Genomic DNA, 19,284 nt, shown 5'->3' on the forward strand with positions numbered 1-19,284 from the left:
TGTTGCGATGTAGAGAAGGAGCGAAAAGTATGGACGTAAAAATTGGATTGATTGGTGCCGGATGGATGGGCCAGTCACACACGAATGCATTTGTAAACGCATTATTGGCGTATGGACCTGAAGACGGAAAGCCAGTTTTTGAGGTGGTGTCGGATGTTAATGAAGAAAATGCTATCAATGCCACCAAAAAGCTTGGTTTCGCCCGTTATACAACCAATTGGGAAGAGGTGGTGACTGATCCGGAGGTAGACATTGTTGATATTGCCACACCCAACTTTTTGCACTATGAGATAGCAAAGGCAGCACTGCAAAACGGAAAGCATGTGTACTGTGAAAAACCATTGACGCTTTCCTATGAAGCGTCAAACGAATTAGCTGAGCTCGCTAAGCAAAAAGGTGTCATTAACTATGTAGGGTTTAACAATGTAATGAATCCGGCCACCCAATATATTAAAGAACTGATTTCGACCGGAAAGCTTGGCGACATCATGAGGTTTACGGGCACTTACGATCAGGATATGCTCTTGGATGCCAATCTACCGATTACGTGGCGGTTTTTAAACAAGTATTCAGGCAGTGGTGCTCTGGGCGACTTAGCTTCACATTTATTGAGCATATCCCAATATTTGCTGGGCGATATTGACAGTGTTAATGCCGTAGCACGTACATTTATCAAAGAAAGACCTGCTTCAGCTGGTTCTAATGAGATGGCAGAAGTGGAAAATGATGATGTGATTACGGTTATGGCAAATTACCAGAATGGTGCGATCGGAACACTGGCATCCAGTCGCTTGGCAACAGGGCGTAAAAACTATCTTTCTTATGAAATCCAGGGGACAAAAGGTGCGGTTCACTATTCTTTGGAAAGGTTAAATGAAGTGAATGTGTACTTCACTTCGGACGAGGAAACAGACGGCGGATTCAGGACTGTTTTTCTGGGCCCAGAACATAAAGGATTTGATGCACTAAGCCCGGCTAAAGGCGTAGCTATCAGTTTTAACGATATTAAAATATTGGAAGTCCATGAATTGTTATCGGCATTTGTAAAAGGGACTTCTTATATCTGTGATTTTGCCTTTGGTGCCAAAATCGATCAAACGATAGCAGCCATTTTAGAATCTGCCAGCGAACAAAAATGGGTTGAAATTGCGAAAAAAGGAGTGAAAGCATGAGTGTCAAATTGGGTATAGCGCCTTGTTCATGGGGGGTATGGTTCCCTGAAGATGACTATCAGCCTCATTGGACGCAATGTTTGGACCAAGTAGAACAAGCTGGTTACCGCGCCATAGAACTAGGGCCATGGGGCTACTTGCCCAATCAATATGAAGATTTGAAAAACGAATTGGATAAACGCAATATTGATTTGGTTGCGACGACGCTTATGGATGACCTAACTTCTGATACTCAGGTTCAAAGAATGATTGCTGATCTTGACGAGATGGCTCAATTACAGACCAAATTCCCCAATGCCAAGTATGTCGTGTTGATGGATGCAACATATACTGACCTTTTCACGGGAGAACCTGTCCACTCAAAGGTGTTAAATGATCAAGAATGGGCAAGTTTTGTGCAAAACATAAATAAAGTTAAACATTATGCCAAAGAAAAATACGGACTTGAGGTCATTTATCATCCACACGGGGAAACCCATGTCGAAACAGAAGAACAAATCGAACGACTGCTGAAAGATTCTGATATCCAACTATGCCTGGATACCGGCCATCATGCGTATGCGGGTGGTGATCCGGTAACGTTTATTGAAAGGCACCGCAGTCGGATTGCTTATCTTCATATTAAAAATTGTAATGAAAATGTGAGAAGACAGAAAGAATTGTCCGATTGGTCCCTTGCTGAAGCAGTCAAGAATAACATATTTTGTGAACCTGAGTATGGATCCATTGATATGGTTGAATTGATGGATGTTTTGGCCAAAAATGATTTTTCGGGGTGGGCAATTGTTGAGCAAGATATGTATCCGGTCCCATTCGACAAACCACTTCCAATCGCTAGGCGTACCAAACAATATCTTGACGGGATTGGAATGAAAACCCCCGCCCGCTGATGTCACATGTTTAAGGTACGCATAAGCAACACAATTGGTCATAGGTTTGAGCAAAAACAGACGAATTTAGAATGATGAAAGGCGTTAATAATACGCCAAATATCAGTCTCGTATCCAAAAGTTCACAATAAGTTAATAATAAATTAATAATATTTCCGGTTAACTTGTTGACTGAAAACGATAACAGTATTATTATATAATCATGAGTTGTTTTTGGTGACAAGAATTGACGACTATTGTCAATTGATTAAGCGCTTTTTCATCAATATCGCTGATAAGGCGATCATAATATAAGGAGGAAGATTCGATATGGCAGAAGTTGATACACAAGTAAGAAAGCTCAAAAACTTTGTTAATGGGGAGTGGGTTGAAAGTAAAACAGCAACTTATGAAGATGTTTACAACCCAGCAACAAAAGAAGTTGTCGCGCAAGTTCCTTTATCAACCAAAGAAGAAGTTGATCAGGCAACAGAAATAGCACAGAAGGCATTTGAAGAATGGAAAAACGTCCCAGTACAAAAACGTGCTAGGATTCTATTTAACTATCAACAGCTGCTCCAACAAAACCAGGATGAGCTGGCCCGCTTAATCACAATTGAAAACGGTAAAAATACAAACGAAGCATTAGGTGAAGTTGGACGCGGAATTGAAAACGTTGAATTTGCAGCAGGCGCTCCAACCTTGATGATGGGCGATTCGCTACCTAACATTGCGACAGACATGGAAGCAACAAACTATCGTTATCCTATCGGCGTTGTTGGCGGCATTACGCCATTTAACTTTCCGATGATGGTCCCTTGCTGGATGTTCCCGATGGCCATTGCGATGGGTAACGCTTTTGTATTGAAACCATCTGAAAAAACACCGCTTCTGACAGAAAAGTTGGCTGATCTTCTGAATGAAGCTGGTTTGCCAAAAGGTGTCTTCAACATTGTTTATGGTGCACATGATGTCGTGAACGGCATCCTTGATCATCCTGAAATTAAAGCCATTTCATTTGTTGGTTCCAAGCCAGTCGGTGAATATGTGTATAAAAGAGGAAGTGAGAACCTGAAGCGTGTACAAGCGCTAACAGGTGCCAAAAATCATACAACCGTATTGAATGATGCTGACCTTGATCAAGCTGTCAAAGATACGATTGCCTCTGCATTCGGATCCGCTGGCGAACGCTGCATGGCCTGTTCCGTTGTAACCGTTGAAGATGGTGTAGCTGATGACTTCATCGCTAAACTAAAAGAAGCAGCCGATAATGTGAAAATGGGTAATGGCATGGATGATGGTGTCTTCCTAGGACCTGTTATCCGCGAAGAAAATAAACAACGTACGCTGGATTACATTGAAACAGGTGAAAAAGAGGGTGCTAAACTCGTAAGAGACGGACGTAAGGATGAAAATGAAGACGGCTATTTTGTTGGTCCTACCATTTTCGAAGGTGTTTCAACAGATATGAAGATTTGGCAGGATGAGATATTTGCACCGGTATTGTCAGTTATCCGTGTAAGTCATCTGAAAGAAGCCGTGGAAGTGGCCAATCAGTCCGAATTTGCCAATGGCGCTTGCTTATTCACGTCAAATGCATCGTCCATCCGTTACTTCCGTGAAAATATCGACGCCGGTATGATGGGAATCAATTTGGGTGTTCCGGCACCAATGGCTTTCTTCCCATTCTCCGGATGGAAATCATCATTCTATGGCACATTGCATGCTAACGGCAAAGACAGCGTTGATTTCTACACACGTAAAAAAGTTGTGACAGCACGCTACAAAACACCAGATTTCGAATAATCGACAAAATAACGTCATCAGGACAATAACTAGAGGAGGATCCCCTCCTCTATTCAGGATTAGCTTGTGTTGAAGGAGGATTCTACAATGAGTAAACTGCTCCGAAAGCCATTACAAGAAACAATCGACGACGGTGTAACACTTGTCCATGAAGTATCCGGACAGAATTCTGATTTGAAATATGTCGGGTTTAAGGTAGTAGATGTAAAAAAAGGTGCCAAATATGAGCAGACCTTGGAAAAAGAGGAATGCTGTATTGTCGCATTGACTGGAAAAATTAATGTAACAGAGGGCGATCATCATTTCAGCGACCTGGGCAGACGTGACAACGTTTTTGAGAAAAAGCCAACAGACAGTGTCTATGTTTCCAATGACCGCACATTTGAAGTGGAAGCGGTAACGGATGCAAGAGTCGTTCTATGTTATTCACCTTCCGAAAAACAGCTGCCTACTAAATTCATTAAGGCTGAAGATAATGGTGTAGAGCACCGGGGAAAATACAGCAACAAACGAATGGTTCATAATATTCTGCCTGATTCAGATCCGAGCGCCAACAGTTTACTGGTCGTTGAAGTCTATACAGAAACAGGAAACTGGTCCAGTTATCCACCGCATAAACACGACCAGGAAAACCTGCCTGACGAGTCATTTTTGGAAGAAACGTACTACCACGAGATGGATCCGCCTCAAGGCTTCGTATTCCAACGTGTTTATACCGATGATCGTTCATTGGATGAAACCATGACCGTTGAAAATGGTAACGTCGTCCTTGTGCCGGCCGGTTATCATCCTGTAGGTGTACCTGATGGCTACAGTTCTTACTATTTGAATGTCATGGCAGGCCCTGAAAGAATCTGGAAATTCCATAATGATCCAGATCATGCATGGGTCCTGGATCGTGACTAATGTATAACGAGAGGGGTTAGTAGACGTATGCAGTTTGAATTCAGCTCTGATAAAACATACGACATTATTGCAATTGGGCGTGCCTGCGTTGATCTGAATGCTGTAGAATATAACCGTCCAATGGAAGAAACCATGACATTTTCAAAATATGTTGGCGGTTCTCCTGCGAATATAGCAATTGGAAGTTCAAAACTTGGCTTAAAGGCCGGATTTATTGGAAAGCTCTCAGACGACCAGCATGGGAATTTTATTAGACAATATATGGCTGATGCCGGAATTGATACTTCTAATATGGTTACTGACAAAGAAGGGCATAAAACCGGTCTGACATTTACAGAAATTAAGAGCCCTGAAGAATGCAGCATCCTGATGTATCGGGAAAAAGTTGCCGACCTATATTTAAGTCCTGACGAAGTTGATGAAGACTATGTCAAACAGGCCAAAATATTACTTGTTTCCGGTACAGCATTAGCCCAAAGCCCTTCAAGGGAAGCTGTCATTAAAGCGGTGGAACTGGCTAGAAAACACGACGTAAAAGTCATATTCGAATTGGATTATCGGCCATATACATGGGGTTCAAAAGAAGAAACAGCTGTCTATTACGGGCTGATTGCCGAGCAATCCGATGTTGTGATTGGGACACGTGACGAATACGACATGATGGAAAATCTTGAAGCGGGTGAAGGGGAAAACGAGGACACGATTAATCATCTGTTTAAACACCAGCCGAATCTGATTGTGATCAAGCATGGTGTAAGTGGCTCTTATGCCTTTACAAAAGACGGTGAGGCGTACAGGGGTCATGCATATAAAACAAAAGTGCTGAAAACATTTGGCGCCGGCGATTCATATGCTTCGGCCTTCTTATACGCGTTGATTAACGGAAAAGATATCGATACGGCATTGAAATTCGGCAGTGCTTCAGCAGCTATTGTTGTCAGTAAACATAGCTCATCGGAGGCTATGCCGACAGTAGAAGAAATTGAACAGCTTATTTCGGAAAAAGAAAACCAATAGCGGGAAAGGTTGGTATATGATATGGGCAATAAAGTAAGACTTACGACCTCCCAAGCTTTAATTAAATTTTTAAATCAGCAGTATCTGCATGTTGACGGCGAAGAATACCCTTTCGTTGAAGGTGTGTTTAATATATTCGGTCATGGTAATGTCCTCGGCATTGGCCAGGCGCTCGAACAAGATCCCGGCCACCTAAAAGTGTATCAGGGCAAAAATGAGCAAGGTATGGCGCATGCGGCTATTGCCTACAGTAAGCAAAAGCTGCGCAGAAAGATATATGCCGTCACCAGTTCGGTCGGACCTGGCTCTGCCAATCTGACAGCCGCCGCCGGGACAGCTCTAGCTAACAATATTCCTGTGCTATTTTTACCAGGTGATACATTTGCTACCAGACAGCCGGATCCGGTACTGCAACAGGTGGAACATGAACACAGTGCAGCGGTAACAACAAATGATGCGCTGCAGCCTGTGTCACGCTATTGGGATCGGATTACCCGTCCGGAACAATTAATGTCCAGTCTACTCCGGGCTTTTGAAGTTATGACAGATCCAGGGAAAGCCGGGCCGGTAACGATAGCCATTTCTCAGGATGTGGAAGGAGAAGCCTATGACTTTGACGAGGCTTTCTTTAAGAAGCGTGTCCATTACCTGGATCGAAAAGCACCGGTTCAACGAGAACTCGATGGTGCAGCCGATTTAATTAAAGCAAGTAAGAAACCTGTTATGCTTGTCGGTGGTGGCGCCAAGTATTCGGGAGCGCGAGATATATTGATAGCGTTATCCGAAAGTCACAATATACCACTTGTTGAAACACAAGCCGGAAAATCAACGGTTGAATCGACATTCAGCAACAACCTGGGAGGTGTTGGTGTCACCGGTACACTGGCCGCCAATAAAGCAGCAAAGGAATCCGATTTAATTATTGGAATTGGAACGCGTTATACAGACTTTGCGACATCATCAAAGACAGCATTTGATTTTGATACGGCGAAATTTCTTAATATCAATGTGAACCGTATGCAGGCCTATAAATTAGATGCATTTCAGGTTGTGGCCGACGCTAAAAAAGCTTTGGAGCAGCTAAAGCCAGCGTTGGAAGGCTATGAAAGTTCATTTGGAAACCATATCTCTGAGCTAAAAGACGAATGGACCACTGAACGTAATCGATTGGCCAATCTCACATATGACCGGAAGAATTTCACGCCTGAAGTTCAGGATCATTTTACGAAAGACGTTATGAATGAATACGCAGACACACTTCAAACCGAATTTGTACAAACGACAGCTCTGCTCGCCATCAACGATTTGATCAAACCGGAAAGTAATGTGATTACATCAGCCGGGTCACTCCCGGGAGATATGCAGCGGCTTTGGAATCCAACGACACCAAACACTTATCATGTTGAATATGGCTATTCCTGCATGGGATACGAAATCTCAGGTGCACTAGGTGTTAAACTGGCGGATCCCGATCGTGAAGTTTATTCATTTGTCGGAGATGGAAGCTTTCTGATGCTGCATTCAGAATTCATAACAGCATTGCAAAATAACCAAAAAATTAATGTCCTATTATTCGATAATTCCGGATTCGGCTGTATCAATAATTTACAAATGGAACATGGAAGTGAAAGTTACTATACGGAATTTCGAACAAATGATAACAACGTGTTAAATATTGATTATGCAAAAGTAGCTGAAGGATATGGCGCGAAAGTATATCGGGCCAATACGGTGGATGAATTGAAAGCAGCTTTAAAAGATGCGGAAAAGCAAACTACTTCCACATTGATTGAGATGAAAGTGCTGCCCAAAACCATGTCGGAAGGTTATGAAAGCTGGTGGAATGTCGGGGTGGCAGAGATTTCAGAAAAAGAGGACATTCAAAAAGCTTACCAGGAAAAAGCGGACATGAGAGAACAAGCCAAACAATACTGATTGTTAACTGGATAGAAAGAGCGGCCTATGTTTCAACCGAACTTATGCTGCCGCTCTTTTTTAAACCATCAAGATGAACAGTTATGGAGGAAATAGGAAATGGGCGATATTAGATTTGGAATAGCTGGACTTGGCAGGTTGGGAAAGACGCATGCTATGAATATAGCAAACACTATTTCCGGTGCCCAATTGGTAGCTGCGTGCAGTGTCGTAGAGGAAGAGTTGGCATTTGCTAATAATGAACTAGGGGTTAACGAAACATATTCAACATACGAAGAGATGGTTAACAGTCCCAATATAGATGCGGTCTGTATTGTAACACCATCAGGTTTCCATACAGAACAAATATGCTTAGCAATGGAAAAAGGATTGCATGTATTCAGTGAGAAACCACTTGGATTGGAAATTGAAGATATCGAACGAACAGTGGAAACCATTCAAGCACACCCCGATCAGGTTTTCCAACTCGGCTTTATGAGACGATATGATGAATCCTATCAATATGCCAAAGAAATGGTAGACAAAGGAGAGCTGGGTGAGCTGACAGTCATTCGCTGCTATGGAATCGATCCGAGTGCTGGGCTTGAAAGCTTTGTGAAATTTGCCAAGTCAAATAACAGCGGGGGCTTATTTGCTGATATGGCCATCCATGACATCGACCTGGTTAGATGGTTTTCTAATAAAGAGGTTAACCGTGTGTGGGCTATGGGCAAAAATGCTGCATATCCGGAGTTGGATGACGCGAATGAATTGGAAACCGGTGCAGCGATGATGCAGCTGGAGGATAAAACAACCGCCATCATAGTTGCCGGGCGTAACGCTCAGCATGGGTATCACGTTGAAACAGAACTTATTGGGACAAAAGGCATGCTTCGTGTAGCTGCGGTACCGGAGAAAAATTTAGTATCCGTATTTAATGAGCATGGTGTTGTCAGGCCCACATCACAGAATTTCCCTGAAAGGTTTAAAGGTGCTTTCTTGAATGAAATGAAGGAATTTATTACCTGTATCAAAGAAAAGCGACAGCCAGACGTTTCGGCTTATGACGGTCTGCAGGGGACAAAAATTGCTGCCGCCTTGCAGGAATCAGTGGATAAGAATCAGATTGTGGACGTTAATTGATACGAATGGAGGTTGATCATAGTGAATCAGGATAGAATCCACTTTGGATGCGCTCCCATAGCGTGGACAAATGACGACATGCCGGAGTTGGGTGAGAAAAACAGCTTCGAACAATGTATTAGTGAGATGGCGCTTGCTCAATATACCGGAACAGAAATCGGAAATAAGTATCCAAAGGAACCGGACGTCTTAAAAAGATATTTGGAGCCAAGAAATCTTCAGGTTGCAAGTGCGTGGTTCAGTTCCTATCTGACAACTAAACCAATTGATGAAACGATCGAATCATTTATCGAACATCGTGATTTTCTTCACCAAATGGGCGCAAAGGTCATCGTGGTATCAGAACAGGGCCACAGTATTCAAAAAGTGGATACGCCACTGTTTGAGGAAAAACCAATTTTCACAGACGATGAGTGGGATAAATTAACACATGGACTCAATACCCTAGGTGATTTGGCAAACGAAAAAGGTATGAACGTTGTTTTTCACCATCATATGGGAACTGGCGTACAAACGACCGAAGAAATTGACCGATTGATGCAGAACACAGACCCGCAAAAAGTATTTTTATTATATGATACTGGTCATCTTTTTCTTTCTGGTGAAAATTTGGAAGACATCTATTTTAAGTATCAGGAACGCATTAAGCACATCCACTTTAAAGATATACGCGGAAACATTGCAAAAGATGTTAAAGAAAATAAGGACAGTTTCCTGACAGGTGTTAAGAAAGGCGTCTTCACTGTACCAGGTGATGGTGCTATTGATTTCAAACCGATTATGAAGGCGATATTTGAAAGCGATTACCGCGGGTGGATTGTCGTTGAAGCGGAGCAGGACCCGGCAAAGGCAAATCCATTTGAGTATGCTGTCAAGGCGAAAAAATATATGGATGACATCATACCATCAGGAAATCCGGTTTAAGAAAAAACGCTGACGCGTCTTTTTGGATGCCAGAGGTCAGAAGTCAGATTGGAAGAAATTGGTGAGTTAGCCGATTTCGGTATTGAAAACATCGTCCAAAATTTTATATTTTCTTATCTTTTAACAAAAGGTTTCGTGAACCCTTGATAAAGAAAACTATCTATTATTATTTGAAAGATGACAACAGGAGGTATCAACAATGGGTCCCTTTGCTACATTCAGTTTCTTACTAATCATTGGGAGCGTCATGGTTTATGCATTTATCAGGAGTCGAAAGGTTAATACCAACACGGCAGAGGGCTACTTTCTCGGGGGTCGTAGCTTAGCTGGTTTTACAATTGCAGGAACTGTTGTTATGACCAACTTATCGACAGAACAACTGGTTGGTCAGAACGGTCAAAGTTATGCAGCCGGAATGGAGGTTATGGCCTGGGAAGTAACGGCTGCCATCGCTTTAGTATTTTTAGCATTGGTGTTTTTACCGAAGTACATGAAATATGGTGTCGATACGATATCTGATTTTATCGAGATTCGTTTCGACACGACAACAAAAAGAATCGCTTCATTTCTATTTATTGTGACGTATATGATTTCGTTTTTACCAGTTGTATTGTATTCGGGATCACTTGTGTTTAATCAAATCCTGAATGTTGATGCGATACTGGGAGTAGATTCGCTGACAGCGGTTGCCCTTATTTCCAGTGCAATTGGGGTATTTGGCCTTCTCTATTTATTAGTCGGGGGTTTATCACTGGCTGCCTACAGTGACACGATTTATGGTATCGGGCTGATTGTCGGTGGATTATCAATACCGGTTATAGCATTGACAGTGCTCGGGGATGGCAATTTCCTTGGCGGGCTTGAATCTGTCAGGGAATATACTCCCGAATTGTTAAATTCAATCGGGGCGGTTGATTCAGAATTCGTCCCTTGGCCGACCCTTTTCTTAGGAATGCTTTTCAATAACTTATACTTTTGGTGTACAAACCAGATGATTGTCCAAAAAACACTAGCCGGAAGGGATCTTAAAGCAGGTCAAAAAGGTGCTTTGTACGTTGCCTTTTTCAAAATTTTCGGATCCTTATTCCTTGTATTTCCAGGTATTATTGCGTTTAATATGTTTGGAGATTCAATCGAAAATGCCGATAATGCTTATCCAACGTTAATTACGGCGATTTTACCGGAATGGTCTTTTGGTATTATTGGTGCTGTTATTTTTGGTGCGATTCTAAGCTCGTTTGTCGGCGCGTTAAATGCGACCGTAACATTATTTACATTGGATTTCTATAAACCACTCTTTAAAAAAGGCGCAACTGATCGCCAGGTTGCTAGAGCGGGTAAATTAACGACAGTTGCTATCGGATTGATTGCAATCATTATTGCTCCTTTAATTTCGTTTGCACCGGCCGGATTGTATCATGTTGTACAAGAATTCAATGGTCTGTTTAGTATGCCATTGCTTGCAGTTGTTATACTAGGTTTCTATTCAAAATATGCAACGGCACTCGGAGCAAAACTGGCATTTATTTTCCATCTTATAGGCTACGGAAGTGCACAGCTCTTTCTCCCGGATGTTCATTACTTGTACTTCTTTAGTGTCCTATTCCCATTGGAAGTATTACTGATCTACTTAGTAAGTAAATTCAAGCCTTTAGATAAACCATTTATGTTCGAGAAAGAATTGAACAAAGTTAATTTAACACCGTGGAAACACAGGTTCTGGGTAAGTGCTATTGTCGTTATTGTCATGCTGGCCACCTATGTTGTCTTTTCGCCTATAGGATTGGCGGCACAATAGCTTAAGACGTTACAAGTGATGCGCGGTTTAAATGACAATCACAAGGCTATTAGCACAGACATAAATAAAAAGGGATGATGCTCGTGTTTGTTTCGATGAAAGATATGCTGGAAGATGCTAAAAAGGGGAAGTATGCGATAGGGCAATTTAATATGAATAATTTTCAATGGGTCGAAGCAGCATTAAGGGCCGCAGAAGAAGAGAAGTCACCTGTCATCATTGCTTCTACTGACAAACTAGTTGACTATCTAGGCGGATTTGAATTGATTGCGCCAACCGTTGGTAAAATGGTGGAAGTCATGGATATCACGGTGCCTGTAGCCATGCATCTGGATCATGGGCTGAGCATTGAAGACTGCAAGAAAGCAATAGATGCCGGCTATAGCTCTGTTATGTTTGATGGTTCAAAATATCCGATTGAAAAAAATATTGAACTGACGAAAGAGGTCGTGGACTATGCTCATGCTCATGGTGTTACGGTTGAAGCAGAAGTTGGATCTGTAGGAGGCAATGAGGATGGCGTTATTGGTAACGTCAAATATGCCGATCCGGATGAATGCCTTCAACTTGTTCGGGAAGCCGGCATCGATGCACTTGCTGCCGCATTGGGGTCTGTTCATGGCCCCTACCAGGGTGAGCCTAAGTTGGGTTTTGACGAAATGAAGACCATTTCCGAGTTAACTGACGTACCGCTTGTTTTACACGGGGGCTCCGGTATCCCTGAGGACCAAATTCAAAAATCGATTAGATTAGGACATGCTAAAATAAATGTAAATACCGAAAGCAATCAGGCGTGGACCCAGGTTGTTCGTGAAATCCTGGCAAATGATCCGAAGCTTTTCAATCCAAAGGCGATTCTTGAACCCGGAATGGCAGCCATTACAAATGTCGTGAAAGAAAAGATGCAATTGTTTGGTTCAAGTGATAAAGCATAGTCCATTTCTTAGTTAGTGTATGACATAATGAAGAACGTCTAATTTCAACAGATAAGGAGGGGGTTAGGGTGTTTGATCTTTCCCTTCTCCAATGGCTGCTCGTTATTATTTGCGCCATTTTTATCGGATTTACCAAAACAGGTTTACCGAGTTTGGGCATATTGGTTGTCACCATTCTTATGACGGTTTTTCCAGCAAGGGAGTCTGTTGGTATATTACTGCCAATGCTTTTGATAGGCGATTTATTTGCTGTTACATTCTATCGTCGGAATGTAGTCTGGAAATACCTGGTTAGTCTACTTCCCTGGGTTCTTCTCGGGATCATTACGGGTTATTTTGTATTGGAAGTTGTGACAAGCGAACAATTACAGCCGTTGGTTGGCTTCATTGTACTGGGTATCATCCTATTACATATTTTACAGGAAAAGCTCGGTGGCCATTTTAATCAAATGTTGCCACAGTCATTATGGTTCACATCTTTTATGGGGATTTTGGGAGGTTTAACAACGATGGTCGGTAACGCCGCTGGTGGTGTGATGGCCATTTATTTACTTGTGAAAGGAATGCCAAAGCAAGAATTCATTGGTACAGGGGCCTGGTTTTTTCTAAGTGTAAATCTTATTAAATTCCCATTTTATTTGCACTTAGGACTGATTAATGGTAATTCACTTACATTTAATCTGTGGATGCTCCCAGTGATTTTATTAGGTGCTTTTATTGGCGTGAAAGTTCTGCATTTATTACCACAGAAGGTTTTTCGGGTTCTTATTCTATTGTTTGCAGCGGTTGGAGCGGTTAAGTTGTTGTTTTGAGAGTACCATTATTCGCGCTTATTTAAACTGGCAGAAGAATATAGTATAAGTTAAGGAGAGAATCTATTAAATGTGCTTTTTAGACATATAGGACTGCCCAAATTCCGAAATCCAAGGGAGGGTTTAGGTATTGTTGCAGGATATTATTAGCAGACAAGATGAGATTGTTCAAAAGGGAGACAACCCAATATTCAAAGATTGGATGTTAAGCAATCCATATTATTTACGTGCAAATCATTCCGTGAAACAGGCAGCATTTATATTGAACGAGACGGATGCCGACTGGGCGCCAGTAGTCAATGATGATATGAACCCTATAGGAATTATTACAGCTAAATTGTTACTAGAAAGTATTTTATACGAAAAGAAAGATGAGCTCATTAAAAATTGTATGAATAACGAAGGTTTCGCAGCTGTTAATCACGAAGATTCGGTATTGGATATTCACAAATTTTCCTTTAATTACTTTTTTGTCGTCGATGATCACTACAAGTTGATCGGAACAGTAATTCGAAATGATTTATTAAATAAACTTTCCGATTTTATTCAGGAAATTGATCAACTGGAACATACAGCGTCAATATTAGCAGAGGTCATGAATAGTGCATACGAGGGTGTAGCTGTTGTTGATAAGGAAGGTATCATCGTACAGTTTAATGAATCTTATAGCCGGTTTATTGGTATTGATAAAGAAGATGCATTGGGTTGCTATGTGCAAGAGGTTATTGAGAATACGAATTTGCATAATACGGTTAAGACTGGATTACCGGAAAGAGGTGCCATTCAGTATATACAGGGACAACCTATGATTGTTCACCGAATTCCACTTTGGAAGAAAGACAAGGTCGTAGGTGCGATTGGTATGATCGTTTTTGAAGGTGTTTCAGAACTGTACCAAATATTGGACAAGATTAATAGTGATAAATTAAAAATCGGAAAGAATGACGATTTATTAAGTACAGGTAGCAGTAAAGATAGTGCTTTGTTGACAACGTTAGATCAAATTATAGGTGTTAGTGATCGTACAGTCGAGGTTAAACGTATTGCCCGAAAAGCTGCAAAAACTGATGTGACAATTTTGATTACAGGTGAAAGCGGAACCGGTAAAGGATTGTATGCTCGGGGGATTCATCAGCTAAGTTCCTTTTCGTCAGGACCTTTTATTAATGTGGATTGTGGTGCGATTCCAGAAAATTTGATTGAATCCGAACTCTTTGGTTATGAAGAAGGTGCCTTTACAGGTGCTAAGAAAGGTGGCAAACAAGGGAAATTCGAATTAGCTCAAAATGGAACACTTTTTCTAGATGAGATTGGTGAAATGTCACTTACTATGCAAACAAAGCTGTTACGTTTGTTAGAGGATAAGGAATTTGAGCGTGTAGGGGGGACACAAAAATATAAAGTCCAGACAAGAATCATTGCTGCAACGAACCGTAATTTATGGAAGATGGTAGAAGAAAGAAAATTTCGTGAAGATCTTTTCTACCGACTTAATGTTGTCGAGATTCAGATTCCTTCTCTACGTGAACGAATGGCTGATGTGCCTTCATTAGTCTCAAATTTTTTAGAATCAATGTGTCACAAATATCATATCCCATTAAAGGAATTCTCCTCTGAGGCCATGTCAGTATTTGTCCATTATCCTTGGAGAGGGAATGTAAGGGAATTAATAAATGTGATAGAGCGGCTTGTTGTCCTTACAGATAATGATACGATAACTTTAAAACATTTGCCGGAATATATGCAAGATATAGTTGAATCAAAAAATGGTATTTTAAAACAAAGACAGGCGTATAGTGATAATAACGAAAGAGAACTGATTCAATCACTGCTGAATGAGTCCAATGGTAATAAGACAGAAACAGCTCGAAAATTGGGAATCCATCGAACAACGTTATATCAAAGAATGACAAAGCTTGGGCTTTAATTTGTAGATGTGTTGATACGAATTATACTGGACTGTAGATAAACGCCTACAGTTAAACCTAAAAAAGTATTGATATAAAAGGCGTTAAGTGTTGGCATGAAATTTGCATTTAGATAGACAGAACTAGAAAGGAGCAATAGAATGGAAAATTTTTCAGTCTTTCAATCACCGCATATTATTAATTATGGCAGGGGATCATTTGAAACGATTGGTAAAGAAACTTCCAAAAAGGGTAAAAAAGCACTAATTATCAGTGACAGGGTAATGGATAAACTTGATTATGTCAGTCAGTGTAAAAATTCCTTGTCAAAAGAAGGTGTGGAAAGTGCTGTTTATCTAGGAATTGAGTCAGAGCCAACCGATGTGTATGTTAGTGAGGCACTGGAAATTTTACAACAGGAAAAGTGTGATGTCATCATTTCACTTGGAGGTGGTAGTTGCATTGATACCGCTAAATCTGTATCGGTATTAGCTACAAATGACGGTTATATTGGTGATTATATGGGGGGGCGTAAAATTGCAAAAAAGAAAGCTATCCCACATATTGCCATCCCAACCACGGCCGGTACCGGGTCTGAGGCTACGGATGCTACAGTCATTACAAATACAACGAATGACGTAAAAATGATGATTAAACAACCGGCATTCTTGCCTGAAGTAGCGATTGTGGATCCGCAATTGACAATGTCAGCTCCAAAAAAAGTCATTGCGGCTACAGGGGTTGATGCTTTAAGCCATGCAATTGAAGCTTATATCTCCAAGCGATCACATCCTATGACAGATATGATGGCGCTTTCAGCTATGAATCTGATTGTTAACAATATCACAAAGTCATATGATTCTACGGATAACATTGATGCTAAAGAAAAAATGATTCTTGGCTCACTTCAGGCAGGTTTAGCATTTTCGAATGCATCAGTGTGTTTGGTTCATGGCATGTCCAGGCCGATAGGAGCATTGTTTCATGTACCACACGGCTTTTCGAATGCGATGCTGTTGCCGGCTGTACTGGAATACAGTAAAGACTCAGCTGTTCAGCGTTTGGCAGAATTGGGACGGATCTTCAGTCCGGAGATGAAAAATGAATCAGATGAGGATGCTGCGGATATCGCTGTTAATTCTGTTAAAGAATTATGCCTGAGATTGGAAATACCTAATTTACAGGATTGGGGCATCGACAAGGAAGAATTCGAAAACGCTGTCAGTAAAATGGCGAAAGATGCTTTGGATAGCGGAAGTCCAGGGAACAACCCTAAAGTCCCGTCTCATAAGGACATAGAAGATTTATATCATGATTGTTTTGATTATAGTTTTGCTTCAGGCATTAAGCTGAAGTAGGCCAGGCAAAGGGGGAGAACTTTTTGGAGATAGTAGGTTTAATTGGACTGATTGTTTCACTGGGGTTACTGATTTATCTCACCATGAAAGGTATTAACATTATCATAGCAGCCATCATTTGCTCTATTTTGGTAGCGATTACAGGCGGACTTAATCTACAAACTGCCTTAATGGATGATTATATGAACGGCTTTACAGATTATTTTGCTTCGTGGTTTCTCGTATTCTTGTTAGGTGCCATATTCGGTAAGTTTATGCAGGATACGAAATCTGCTGAGAGTATTGCGCAATGGATCAAGGATACATTAGGAACTAAACGTGCGGTTTTTGCGGTTGTAGCGGCAGCGGCTATCATGACATATGGTGGTGTCAGTCTGTTTGTCGTAGGTTTTGCGGTTTATCCGATTGCTGTTTCATTGTTTAGGGCAGCAAATCTTCCGCATAGATTTATTCCTGCAGCCCTGGTATTCGGATCTATTTCTTTTACGATGACAGCACCAGGATCGCCTGAAATACAGAATATTATTCCAACAGAACACTTTGGGACAACACCGACAGCAGGCGGGTTTATAGGTGTTATTTCCGCGTTGATCATCATGGTATCAGGCGGCCTCTGGCTCGGTAGAATGGTCAAGAAAGCCTCGCAGAATGGTGAGGAATTCTCTTTGCCTTACACGCCATCAGATACAGAAACGGCTGCGGCACTTGAAGAGCGTTCAAATGATGATGTGACAGCTAACAAAACATTACCAAATGTGATTGTTTCATTTATACCGCTGGTCATGGTCATTGTCTTGCTAAATATTTTATCACAATTTATTAATCCAACAGCAGCATTATTATTAGCGTTAACAATCGGAATCTTTCTGGCATGTACTACAATGAGCGGATTTCTAAAAAAGTTTTGGGAACCGATGGCAACAGGGACACAAAATGCTTTGGTTGCTTTAGCCAATACATGTGCTGTGGTTGGTTTCGGGAGTGTAGCCGCACAAGTGTCAGCATTTGAGAGTATGGTAGATAGTCTGGTTAGCATGCCTGGTCCGCCACTATTGGGCTTGGCTATAGGGGTAACCCTTGTTTGCGGTATTACTGGCTCTGCTTCAGGTGGATTAGGAATTGCGCTACCAATCCTGGCACCAATTTATCTGAGTCAGGGTGTCGATCCTGGTTCAATGCACCGGGTATCAGCTTTGGGTTCAGGTGGTATTGATTCATTACCACATAATGGCTATGTTGTAACGACAGTTAGAGTTATTTGTGGTGAGTCGCATAAACGGGCTTATAAACCAATTTTGTTTGTCAGTGTTATTGTTCCAACTATTGTAATGCTCTTAGCCGTTTTAATGTATTCAATCTTTTAAATCGATTAGTTTATAGCAAAGTTAATTATAACAGGAGGTCATTTACATGCTAAACACAGAAGTTAAAACACTCAAAAACTACGTCGGCGGTAAATGGGTTGAAGCCAAAAGTGATCAAACAGAATCGGTTTATAACCCGGCAACAGGTGAGATTATTGCAGAAGTTCCTATTTCGTCACAAGAAGACGTTGATTATGCAGTCGAAGTTGCCCGAAATGCCTTTCAAGACTGGAAAGAACTTGCCGTACCAAAACGTGCACGAATCTTATTCAAATATCAACAGCTGCTGGTTGACCATTGGGATGAATTGGCAGAACTGATTACCATTGAAAATGGCAAAAACTTGCAGGAAGCTAAAGGTGAAGTGCAACGCGGGATTGAAAATGTGGAATTCGCTGCTGGTGCACCGAATCTAATGATGGGTGATCAACTGTCTTCGATCGCATCGGGACTTGAGTCCGGCGTGTATCGCTATCCGATTGGTGTCGTCGGTGGGATTACCCCATTTAATTTTCCGATGATGGTGCCTTGCTGGATGTTTCCAATGGCGATCGCGATGGGCAATACGTTTGTCATGAAACCATCTGAGCGTACCCCGCTTTTGGCCAATCGTCTGGCAGAACTTTTGGGAGAGGCAGGTCTTCCTGAAGGGGTCTTCAATATTGTGCATGGTGCTCATGATGTCGTGAATGGGTTGCTGGACCATGAGAATGTAGCGGCGATTTCATTTGTTGGCTCGCAACCTGTAGCTGAACATGTTTATAAACGAGGGACAGACAATTTGAAGCGTGTTCAGGCGTTATCCGGTGCCAAAAACCATTCAATCGTATTAAACGATGCCAATCTTGATAACGCTTCAACTCAAATTCTGAATGCTGCATTCGGTTCGGCTGGTGAACGCTGTATGGCTGCATCCGTAGTGGCTGTGGAAGAATCGGTTGCTGATGAATTTATTGATCAGCTTGTGAAAAAAACGGACGATATAAAAATCGGAAACGGTTTGGATGATGGTGTATTCCTGGGACCTGTCATTCGTGAACAGCATAAAGAACGGACCCTTGGCTATATTGAAAAAGGTGAGAATGAGGGAGCTAAACTGATTCGTGATGGCCGTGAAGACGGAAAAGCTCAGAAAAAAGGCTACTTTGTAGGGCCGACAATTTTTGACAACGTGACAACCAACATGACAATCTGGCAGGATGAGATTTTCGCCCCAGTTTTGTCCATCGTTCGTGTTAAGGATTTGGATGAAGCGATCGATGTGACGAATGAATCACCGTTTGCCAATGGATCTTGCTTATTCACACGCGATGGCGGGAGTGTACGCCAATTTCGTGAAACCATCGATGCGGGGATGNA

At 41.7% G+C, this 19,284-nt stretch carries 14 protein-coding genes and 1 pseudogene; all 15 read left to right on the top strand.

Going from position 1 to position 19,284, the window contains the following annotated elements; genetic code table 11:
* Positions 1–29: 29 nt before the first annotated feature.
* On the top strand, positions 30–1,172 hold the full coding sequence (locus ACFQ4A_RS12205) for a Gfo/Idh/MocA family protein (RefSeq protein WP_382400999.1): 1,143 nt from the start codon (positions 30–32) through the stop codon (positions 1,170–1,172).
* Positions 1,169–2,062, top strand: a complete 894-nt coding sequence (locus ACFQ4A_RS12210) for a sugar phosphate isomerase/epimerase family protein (RefSeq protein ID WP_382401001.1) — start codon at positions 1,169–1,171, stop codon at positions 2,060–2,062. Before ACFQ4A_RS12205 ends, ACFQ4A_RS12210 begins: the two co-directional genes overlap by 4 nt.
* Before the next feature lie 309 nt (positions 2,063–2,371).
* Positions 2,372–3,847, top strand: coding sequence for a CoA-acylating methylmalonate-semialdehyde dehydrogenase (locus tag ACFQ4A_RS12215; protein ID WP_382401003.1), 1,476 nt, complete (start codon positions 2,372–2,374; stop codon positions 3,845–3,847).
* An 87-nt stretch (positions 3,848–3,934) separates the two neighbouring features.
* Complete coding sequence (iolB, locus tag ACFQ4A_RS12220) at positions 3,935–4,753, top strand: 5-deoxy-glucuronate isomerase (RefSeq protein ID WP_382401005.1); 819 nt, start codon at positions 3,935–3,937, stop codon at positions 4,751–4,753.
* Between the two features lie 27 nt (positions 4,754–4,780).
* Entirely contained in the window at positions 4,781–5,770 is a 990-nt protein-coding gene (iolC, locus tag ACFQ4A_RS12225; RefSeq protein ID WP_382401007.1) for a 5-dehydro-2-deoxygluconokinase, read from the top strand.
* A 21-nt stretch (positions 5,771–5,791) separates the two neighbouring features.
* Complete coding sequence (iolD, locus tag ACFQ4A_RS12230; protein WP_382401009.1) at positions 5,792–7,705, top strand: 3D-(3,5/4)-trihydroxycyclohexane-1,2-dione acylhydrolase (decyclizing); 1,914 nt, start codon at positions 5,792–5,794, stop codon at positions 7,703–7,705.
* A gap of 99 nt (positions 7,706–7,804) precedes the next feature.
* Complete coding sequence (iolG, locus tag ACFQ4A_RS12235; RefSeq protein WP_382401011.1) at positions 7,805–8,827, top strand: inositol 2-dehydrogenase; 1,023 nt, start codon at positions 7,805–7,807, stop codon at positions 8,825–8,827.
* Between the two features lie 18 nt (positions 8,828–8,845).
* Complete coding sequence (iolE, locus tag ACFQ4A_RS12240) at positions 8,846–9,751, top strand: myo-inosose-2 dehydratase (RefSeq protein ID WP_382401123.1); 906 nt, start codon at positions 8,846–8,848, stop codon at positions 9,749–9,751.
* A gap of 199 nt (positions 9,752–9,950) precedes the next feature.
* On the top strand, positions 9,951–11,549 hold the full coding sequence (locus ACFQ4A_RS12245) for a solute:sodium symporter family transporter (protein WP_382401013.1): 1,599 nt from the start codon (positions 9,951–9,953) through the stop codon (positions 11,547–11,549).
* Between the two features lie 77 nt (positions 11,550–11,626).
* Complete coding sequence (gene fba / locus ACFQ4A_RS12250) at positions 11,627–12,484, top strand: class II fructose-1,6-bisphosphate aldolase (RefSeq protein ID WP_382401015.1); 858 nt, start codon at positions 11,627–11,629, stop codon at positions 12,482–12,484.
* 68 nt (positions 12,485–12,552) lie between these two features.
* Complete coding sequence (locus tag ACFQ4A_RS12255; RefSeq protein ID WP_382401017.1) at positions 12,553–13,296, top strand: sulfite exporter TauE/SafE family protein; 744 nt, start codon at positions 12,553–12,555, stop codon at positions 13,294–13,296.
* A gap of 130 nt (positions 13,297–13,426) precedes the next feature.
* Positions 13,427–15,223 carry a sigma 54-interacting transcriptional regulator gene (locus tag ACFQ4A_RS12260; protein WP_382401019.1) on the top strand — a complete coding sequence of 599 codons (1,797 nt, stop codon included), beginning with the start codon at positions 13,427–13,429 and terminating at the stop codon, positions 15,221–15,223.
* A 141-nt stretch (positions 15,224–15,364) separates the two neighbouring features.
* On the top strand, positions 15,365–16,561 hold the full coding sequence (locus ACFQ4A_RS12265) for an iron-containing alcohol dehydrogenase (protein WP_382401021.1): 1,197 nt from the start codon (positions 15,365–15,367) through the stop codon (positions 16,559–16,561).
* Between the two features lie 29 nt (positions 16,562–16,590).
* Positions 16,591–17,925: a GntP family permease gene (locus ACFQ4A_RS12270; RefSeq protein WP_382401125.1), complete on the top strand. Its 1,335-nt coding sequence runs from the start codon at positions 16,591–16,593 to the stop codon at positions 17,923–17,925.
* A gap of 46 nt (positions 17,926–17,971) precedes the next feature.
* Positions 17,972–19,282 (top strand): annotated as a pseudogene (locus ACFQ4A_RS12275) (CoA-acylating methylmalonate-semialdehyde dehydrogenase); the annotation flags it as partial.
* Positions 19,283–19,284: the final 2 nt, after the last annotated feature.

This window comes from Lentibacillus salinarum, assembly GCF_042679865.1.
Classification (GTDB): Bacteria; Bacillota; Bacilli; order Bacillales; family Amphibacillaceae; genus Lentibacillus; species Lentibacillus salinarum.

Coding starts and splice junctions, on each gene's coding strand:
- ACFQ4A_RS12205 (WP_382400999.1), top strand. CDS start 30: ATGGACGTAAAAATTGGATTGATTGGTGCCGGATGGATGGGCCAGTCA.
- ACFQ4A_RS12210 (WP_382401001.1), top strand. CDS start 1,169: ATGAGTGTCAAATTGGGTATAGCGCCTTGTTCATGGGGGGTATGGTTC.
- ACFQ4A_RS12215 (WP_382401003.1), top strand. CDS start 2,372: ATGGCAGAAGTTGATACACAAGTAAGAAAGCTCAAAAACTTTGTTAAT.
- iolB (WP_382401005.1), top strand. CDS start 3,935: ATGAGTAAACTGCTCCGAAAGCCATTACAAGAAACAATCGACGACGGT.
- iolC (WP_382401007.1), top strand. CDS start 4,781: ATGCAGTTTGAATTCAGCTCTGATAAAACATACGACATTATTGCAATT.
- iolD (WP_382401009.1), top strand. CDS start 5,792: ATGGGCAATAAAGTAAGACTTACGACCTCCCAAGCTTTAATTAAATTT.
- iolG (WP_382401011.1), top strand. CDS start 7,805: ATGGGCGATATTAGATTTGGAATAGCTGGACTTGGCAGGTTGGGAAAG.
- ACFQ4A_RS12245 (WP_382401013.1), top strand. CDS start 9,951: ATGGGTCCCTTTGCTACATTCAGTTTCTTACTAATCATTGGGAGCGTC.
- fba (WP_382401015.1), top strand. CDS start 11,627: ATGCTCGTGTTTGTTTCGATGAAAGATATGCTGGAAGATGCTAAAAAG.
- ACFQ4A_RS12265 (WP_382401021.1), top strand. CDS start 15,365: ATGGAAAATTTTTCAGTCTTTCAATCACCGCATATTATTAATTATGGC.